General features: G+C 64.7%; 6 protein-coding genes and 1 pseudogene. 1 reads left to right on the top strand and 6 read right to left on the bottom strand.

Going from position 1 to position 7,619, the window contains the following annotated elements:
• A pseudogene (locus AC1DT2_RS12070) lies at positions 1-260 on the bottom strand (hypothetical protein); the annotation flags it as partial.
• Positions 261-406: 146 nt separating this feature from the next.
• Here AC1DT2_RS12070 and AC1DT2_RS12065 point away from each other — a divergent pair.
• Positions 407-2,464: a 3-hydroxyacyl-CoA dehydrogenase NAD-binding domain-containing protein gene (locus AC1DT2_RS12065; protein WP_063573106.1), complete on the top strand. Its 2,058-nt coding sequence runs from the start codon at positions 407-409 to the stop codon at positions 2,462-2,464.
• Between the two features lie 121 nt (positions 2,465-2,585).
• On the opposite strand, the gene AC1DT2_RS12060 is transcribed toward AC1DT2_RS12065, so the two are convergent.
• The 5 genes from AC1DT2_RS12060 to AC1DT2_RS12040 form a co-directional block, all read right to left on the bottom strand.
• The gene (locus AC1DT2_RS12060) at positions 2,586-3,317 is read right to left on the bottom strand and encodes a DUF2058 family protein (RefSeq protein WP_477296446.1); all 732 of its coding nucleotides are present in this window, start codon (positions 3,315-3,317) and stop codon (positions 2,586-2,588) included.
• A gap of 25 nt (positions 3,318-3,342) precedes the next feature.
• Positions 3,343-3,555: a SlyX family protein gene (locus AC1DT2_RS12055; protein WP_213950154.1), complete on the bottom strand. Its 213-nt coding sequence runs from the start codon at positions 3,553-3,555 to the stop codon at positions 3,343-3,345.
• Positions 3,548-4,897, bottom strand: coding sequence for a UDP-glucose dehydrogenase family protein (locus AC1DT2_RS12050; RefSeq protein WP_477296444.1), 1,350 nt, complete (start codon positions 4,895-4,897; stop codon positions 3,548-3,550). The genes AC1DT2_RS12055 and AC1DT2_RS12050 overlap by 8 nt, the downstream gene beginning before the upstream one ends.
• Before the next feature lie 127 nt (positions 4,898-5,024).
• Positions 5,025-5,807, bottom strand: coding sequence for an FKBP-type peptidyl-prolyl cis-trans isomerase (locus tag AC1DT2_RS12045; protein ID WP_063574304.1), 783 nt, complete (start codon positions 5,805-5,807; stop codon positions 5,025-5,027).
• A gap of 165 nt (positions 5,808-5,972) precedes the next feature.
• On the bottom strand, positions 5,973-7,619 hold a 1,647-nt coding region (locus tag AC1DT2_RS12040; protein WP_477296441.1), incomplete at its 5' end, for a cation:proton antiporter.

Here is a 7,619-nt window from a genome sequence, read left to right as displayed (position 1 = left end):
CCGAAATGCAGGCTCTGCGAGATATAACGCAGGGCATCGCCCAGCCGCGTACAACCGGGCACGCGCATCTGCGCGTCGCGCAGGCTGGCCAGGCCCTCGGCGTGGCGCCACAGGTACACAGCCTGCCCCGTCCGCCGCGCGACCAGGCGGAACTGATCGATCAGCTGGTTGGTGTCGCCGGTCTGCAACGCGACCAACGGTCCCGACGCGGACAGAATGCGGTCGAAGACATCGGTTCCTACATGGGGGTCGGCAGGCATGGGCGACACATCGGCGGCAGTGGCGCGAAGTATCGGCCCAATACGGGGGAGTACGCTAGGGATCGCACACCATACGCCGGGGTATCTCGCATTCGGCCCGACAGGAAGGTATGGTGATGCGCTCATTCGCCAGCGTACTGCCTGCCATGTTCGAAGGACTCCGATTCAAGCACTGGAAGACCAACGTGGGCGACGACGGCATCGTCGTGCTCACCTTCGACCGCGAGGGTGCGAGCGCCAACGCCCTGTCGCGCGAGGTGCTCGATGAACTCGACACGATCGTCGAGCGCCTGGCCATCGAGAATCCGCGGGGCGTCGTCATCCACTCGGCAAAGCCTTCGGGCTTCGCCGTGGGCGCCGATATCCGCGAATTCGTCGAATATGCCCAGACCGGCACCGTCCTGGCCAACATCGAGAACGGCCAGCGGGTGTTCGAGAACCTCGCCCGCCTGTCCTGCCCGACCGTGGCGGCGATCCATGGCGCCTGCATGGGCGGTGGCACGGAACTCGCCCTCGCCTGTCGCCAACGCATCGCGGTGGACGACGAGGCAACGAAGATCGGCCTGCCTGAGGTGATGCTCGGCATCCACCCGGGCTGGGGCGGCACTGCCCGCCTGCCGCGCCTGATCGGCGCACCCGATGCCCTCCCCGCGATGCTCACCGGCAAGCCCTTCAACGCACGTCGCGCGAAGGCCGTCGGCCTGGTCGACCGGCTTGCCCGCGCGGACGAACTGCTGGCCGAGGCACGCCATCTGATCAAACGGCCGCACCAGCGTCCGTTCGCCCAACGCGCCAAGGCGTGGGCGACCAACACCCTTCCGGCGCGTGCCATCCTGGCACCCATGGTTCGCAAGCAAACCGCGGCCAAGGTACGCAAGGAGCATTACCCGGCCCCGTTCGCGCTGATCGATACCTGGGCGCGCGGAGGCTCCAGCATCCAGCAGCGGCTCAAGCTCGAAGCGAAGTCCGTAGCGAAACTGGCCACCACGCCGACCGCGCATAACCTCATTCGCATCTTCTTCCTGCAGGAACGCCTGAAGAGTCTCGGTGGCGGCACGGACCACGGCATCAAGCACGTGCACGTCGTCGGTGCCGGCACCATGGGTGGCGATATCGCCGCCTGGTCCGCCCTCAAGGGCTTCGATGTCACCCTGCAGGATCGTGAGCTCCGCTTCATCGAACCCGCAATCAACCGCGCACGCACGCTGTTCGAAAAGAAACTCAAGGCACCGGCCAAGGTCGACGCGGCCGTGGGCCGCCTGCGTGCAGATGTCGATGGCAAGGGCGTGGCCGATGCCGACCTCGCCATCGAAGCCATCTTCGAGAATCCGGAAGCCAAGCACGCGCTGTACGCGATCATCGAGCCGCAATTCCAGGCCGATGAGATCCTTGCCAGTAATACCTCGTCGATTCCGCTCGACGAACTACGCAAGGGGCTGAAGGCACCGCAGCGATTCCTCGGCCTGCACTTCTTCAATCCCGTGGCGCAGATGCCGCTGGTGGAGGTCGTGCGCCACGATGCGCTGGATCCGGCCATCGAAAAGCGTGCACTCGCGTTCTGCAAGGCCATCGGCAAGTTGCCGGTGCCGGTCAAGGGCACGCCGGGCTTCCTGGTCAACCGTATCCTCATGCCGTACCTGATGGAGGCGATGCGCCTTTACAACGAAGGTGTACCCGGCCCCGTGCTCGATCGCGAAGCGAAGAAATTCGGCATGCCGATGGGCCCGATCGAACTGGCCGACACGGTCGGCCTCGACGTATGCGCGTCGGTCGGCAAGGAACTCGCCCCGTTCCTCGGCCTGGAAATTCCGCACGGCCTGGAAGAAAAAATCGCTGCGAACAAGCGCGGCAAGAAGGACGGCGAAGGCCTGTACGTATGGAAGGAAGGCAAGCCGGATAAACCCGAAGTGGACCCCGACTATGTGCCGCCGGCCGACATCCAGGACCGCATGATCCTGCCGATGGTCAACGAAGCCATCGCCTGCCTGGCTGAAGGCGTGGTCGACGACGCCGACTTGCTCGACGCTGGCGTCATCTTCGGCACCGGCTTCGCGCCGTTCCGTGGTGGCCCGATCCAGTACACGCGCACCGAAGGCGTGGCCGCGGTGCGCGAACGGCTGGCAAAGCTCGAAGCGAAGCACGGTGCGCGCTTCGCGAAGAAGGAAGGCTGGGATAACCCGGAACTGACTCAGCCTGCAGCCTAAGCCATGTAGGAGCCGATTTATCGGCGATGCTTTACCGATCGAGGAAGAGCATCGCCGATGACTCGGCTCCTACCAGGCAGGGCGAGGCTAGCTTGGCAGGCGCCGATTCATCGGCGATCCCTCACCACATCAAATCGTCTGGCACGCCATCATCCGACTCGCTCACGGCGTTCGGATCGACGAGCAGCGCGATGAACTCCGGGGCCAGCACCTGCAGCTCCGCGATTACTGCCTTGTCCACGACAAGGTAACGACCACCCTGTTGCACGACGCCAAGCTCGCCCGCGTTGATCGCGACCAGCTGAGCGGCGTCCACATGGACACGACGGATCTTTTCGCCGTACGGGAAATGACGAACCTGGTCGGCATCGGCGAGGTTAAGGGCCTTGCCCTTGAGAAGCTCCTCGACTTTCCGCTTCTTCTCCTTGCGCAGTCGGGCCACCTCAGCCGCCTCGGCTTCGATACGGCGACGCTCGGTGGCATCGGTCTGCGCGCGGATGGCGTAGGCCTTGGCCAGATCGATCTCGCCATCCTTGCGCGGCGGACGCGGCTGTCCGTCAGCGCCCGGCTTGGCGCCCTGCTGAGGTCGCCCACCGCCCTGGGGTCGGTTGCCTTGCTGCGGACGGCCACCTTGCTGCGGCTTGCCACCCTGCGGCGGCCGACCACCCTGCGGCGGTTTCGCGCCCTGACGCGGACTGTTGCCCGCGTAGGGCTGGCCGCTCCCGGCGGACGGGCGTCCGCCCTTGCCGGTATCGGCACCACCTTGTCGCGGCGGTGCGGACGCCCTTTTCTCTTCGCGGACCTCCTTGACGAGGCCGCTCTTCAATAACTGGTCGCGCAGGGACTCTGCCATGATCGGTAAGGCTCGTTCGGTTGCTTTAGTAATGCGGCGGCGGGGGCTCGTTGGCAGCTTCGCTGCCGAGCCCCGCACGCATGTTCATGAGGTCGGAGCGCAGGTCGCGCAATGCCCTCTCCAGTCGGTCCAACCGTCGGGATATCTCGGTATCCGCCGACGACAGTCCGTTCACGGTGTCGTCGATGAAAGCCAGACGCATCTCGAGTTCGATCAGGCGGTCGTTGGTGTCAGTCATCGTGGCGACCCACCAGGCTCCGGCCGCGACCGATGCCGTAATAGGCGATGCCCGCTTCCTCGACGGCTGCCGGATCGTAGAGATTGCGGCCATCGAAAATCACCGCAGTCTTAAGCAGCGACTTGACGCGCGCGAAGTCCGGGGCACGGAACGCCTTCCATTCGGTGACGATCATCAGCGCATCGGCGCCGTCGATCGCCTCGTACGGACGCCCGACCAGTTGAAGGTCAGCACGTTCGCCGTAAATGCGGCGGGTCTCCTCTGCCGCCTCCGGATCGAATGCCCTGACATGGGCACCCGCCTCCCAGAGCTGCTCCATCAGGCGACGACTCGACGCTTCGCGCATGTCGTCCGTATTCGGCTTGAAGGCCAGACCCCACAGCGCAATGGTGCGCCCTTTCAGTTCACCGCCGAAGTGACGCGACACCAGCGCGAACAGGCGCGACTTCTGCGCATCGTTGACCGCCTCCACCGCGTCGAGCAAGCGCGCGTCATAGCCGACCGCGTGTGCCGTGCGCGCGAGTGCCTGCACATCTTTCGGGAAACACGAGCCACCGTAGCCGGCGCCGGGATAAATGAAGTGATAGCCAATGCGCGGATCCGCACCGATGCCCTGACGCACGAGCTCCACGTCCGCGCCGACGTGCTCGGCGATGTTTGCGATCTCGTTCATGAAGCTGATCTTGGTCGCGAGCATCGCGTTGGCGGCGTACTTCGTGAGCTCGGCCGAGCGTTCGTCCATCACGACCATGCGGTCGTGGTTGCGGTTGAACGGCGCGTACAGCTTGCGCAACACGGCGATCGCTTTGGGGCTCGACGCGCCGACGATGATCCGGTCAGGACGCATGCAGTCTTCGACCGCATCGCCTTCCTTGAGAAATTCGGGATTGGAAACGACATCGAACGGCACGTCCACACCACGGGCCTGGAGGCGCGCCAGGACCGCCTCGCGCACACGGTCGGCAGTGCCGACGGGTACGGTCGACTTGTTCACCACGACCGTATAACGGTCGATGTTGTCGCCGATGGTTTTCGCCACGGCAAGCACATACTGGAGATCCGCGCTGCCGTCTTCGTCCGGCGGCGTGCCAACGGCAATGAAGACCACCTCGCCGTGCCCCACGGCCGGGACGGCATCGGTCGTGAAGTCCAGGCGCCCGTCCCCATGGTTGCGGACGACCATCGGCTCCAGACCCGGCTCGTAGATCGGGATGTCGCCAGCCTTCAGKCGATCGACCTTACCCGCGTCGACGTCCACGCAAACGACATGGTTGCCCATCTCCGCAAGGCAGGTGCCGGTAACGAGACCGACGTAGCCGGTGCCGAAGATCGTGACTTTCATGGAACTCCCAGGGACATCAGCGCCCGCTGTCGTAACGGTCGATTGTAGTCCCGGCCGGCGCGCAGGCAAAGAAAAAGGGMGCGGATCGCTCCGCGCCCTTTCATTTTTCTACCGGTGGGGCGAGGGCTTACTTGCCGCCCGGCGCTGCGCCACCCGGACCGCCAGGACCGCCGGCCGGAGCCGGACCCGTCTTGAGCAGTTCGACGTCGAAGATGATCGTCGCGTTCGGCGGGAAGCCGTTTTCCGGCTTGGCGCCGTAAGCGATGTTCGACGGGATGAAGAGCTTGTACTTGCCGCCGGTCTGCATCAGCTGCAGGCCTTCACGGAAACCCGGGATGACCGCCTGGAGCGGGATGTTGGCCGGGCCGGCGGGCTGGTGGTCGGCCGAAGCATCGAACTTCTCGCCGTTCACGAACGTACCGGTGTAGTTGATCGAGACCTGGTCGTTCGGGCCCGGACGTGCGCCGGTACCTGCCTGGACGACGGTGTACTGCAGGCCCGAAGCCGTGACCTTCACGCCAGCGGCGGTCTTGTTCTTGGCCAGGAATGCGTCGCCTTCCTGCTTGTTCTGGGCAGCGACCTTGTTGTACTCGGCTTCGGCCTTGACCTTCAGCTGGGCCACGAAGGCTTCGCGGACCGTCTTGGCTTCGGCTTCGGTCATGGTCGGCTTCTGGCCGGAAAGGGCAGCCTGCAGGGCCTTGGCGACCGTAGCGGCATCCACTTCCTTCGCGACGAGCGGCGGCAGGGAGCTTGCAAGGTCCCAACCCACGACGTAGCTGGCCTTCTGCTTATCAACGGTGCCCGCACCAGCAGCAGCCGGCTTGGCTGCCTGGGCAGATGCGCCCGCGGCGGTACCCAGCGCAACCGCCAGGGCGACGGCCGTCATCGTGGGACGCAAAAATTGCTTCATTCGGTATTCCCTCTCTTGGAAAGATTCGGCGACGCCGCCGGTACACCTCCGTGTGGAGGTTGAAACGCCATTGTGCGGTGCTTCGCGCCTTGCTTGCAATGACGTGGCGAGAGACAAGGTTTCACACTAAAAGTTCAGCAACCTTTCAACGGAATGACGATTGGGTCACTCATCGTGCCCCGGACCCGGTTTTTCCAGGGTATCCCGCAGGGCCGCCTGCAGGCGGGCATGCACCTGCACCAGCACCCGCCAGAGCAGCCAGACCAGGCCGATACCGATCAGGACCAGTACCCCGGCGACCTCGCGCGGGGGCAGGATGGTGGACGCCAGGGCCGCCACGAGGAGGCCGAGGATCAGCATCGCCACCACCGGGATGATCCGCCCCAATACGGCACGGATCCGGTAGGTGCGGCTGCCGAACCGGTCCGGAATGCTCAGTTCGGCCAGCAACATGCCCAACGCTCCCGCCTTGCGGTAGGCCGCGACCACCATGGGCAGGGACAACAGCGCGGCGAGCGACCAGGCCAGGCTGCGGCGCACCGTGGGGTCGTCGCTGAGGATGTCCACGTGGAGGAACCCACGGCGGTACGCAAAGGCCACGATGATGAAGACCGCAATCACCAGCATCATGTTGATGATCACGTGCCAGACCAACCGGCGGATCATCTTCATCACGATGGCGCCCTGCCCTTGCAGGCCCAGGTTGCCCATCCACTCCGTGTAGGCGCCGAATACGCCGGTGACGCGCGCAGGCAAGGCCCGACCGAGGAAGCTCGCCAGCGGATCGGAGGAACGGATCAGGTAGGGGGTAAGAAACGTGGTGATTGCCGACACCGCCACCGCCACCGGGTAGAGGAAGTTGCTGGTCACCTTGAGCGTGAGGCCCAGTGAGGCGATGACGAAGGAGAATTCGCCGATCTGCGCCAGCCCCATGCCCACGCGCAGCGACGTGCGGCCATCGTTGCCGGCGACGAAACTGCCGAAACTGCAGGTCACCACCTTGCCCACGACCACGGCGATGGTCACGACGGTGATCGGCCAGGCGTATGCCACCAGCAAGGCAGGGTCGATCAACATGCCGATGGCGACGAAGAAGATCGCGCTGAACATGTCGCGCACCGGCATGATGATGCGCTCGATGCGCGCCACGCTCTCGGATTCCGCCACGATCGCACCGATCATGAAGGCGCCCAGCGCGACGCTGTAGCCCATCTCGGTGACCAGCAGGCAGAAGCCGAAGCAGATGCCCAGCACGGCGATCAGCAGCACGTCGTTGCGGCTGACACGCGCGATATAGTCGACCACGCGTGGCACCAACAGCAGCCCCACCACCAGCGACACGGCCATGAAAAGACCGAGCCGACCGATCGCCGCGAAAGCCTGGCCCGCCTCCACGCCCCCGGTACTGGCGATACCCGTGAGCAGGGCCATCAGGACGATGGCGAGCAGGTCCTCCACGATGAGGATGCCGAACATGAGCTGGGCGAAGCGCTCGCGCTTGAGACCCAGGTCCTCGAGCGCCTTCATGATGATGGTGGTCGAGGAGATCGACAGCATCGCGCCGAGGAAGATCGCATCCATCGCGGACCAGCCGAAGAAGCGGCCTATCTCGTAGCCGATCCAGACCATGAGCACGATTTCGGCGAAGGCGGCGACTAACGCCGCCCCACCGACGGCACGCAGTTTCTTCAGGCTGAACTCCAGCCCAAGCGCGAACAGCAGCAGGATCATGCCTAGCTCGGACAAGGTACGAATGGTTTCTTCATCGTGGATGAAGATCACCGGCAGCGTATGCGGCCCGATCAACAACCC

It is taken from the genome of Luteibacter sp. P4_E6, assembly GCF_056401535.1.
Note: the sequence above shows the minus strand (reverse complement) of the source record. Positions and strands in the feature narration are given on the sequence as shown.

Bases quoted from the DNA above. Each gene is read 5' to 3' on its own strand.
- AC1DT2_RS12065 (WP_063573106.1), top strand. From the start codon at position 407: ATGTTCGAAGGACTCCGATTCAAGCACTGGAAGACCAACGTGGGCGAC.
- AC1DT2_RS12060 (WP_477296446.1), bottom strand. From the start codon at position 3,317: ATGGCAGAGTCCCTGCGCGACCAGTTATTGAAGAGCGGCCTCGTCAAG.
- AC1DT2_RS12055 (WP_213950154.1), bottom strand. From the start codon at position 3,555: ATGACTGACACCAACGACCGCCTGATCGAACTCGAGATGCGTCTGGCT.
- AC1DT2_RS12045 (WP_063574304.1), bottom strand. From the start codon at position 5,807: ATGAAGCAATTTTTGCGTCCCACGATGACGGCCGTCGCCCTGGCGGTT.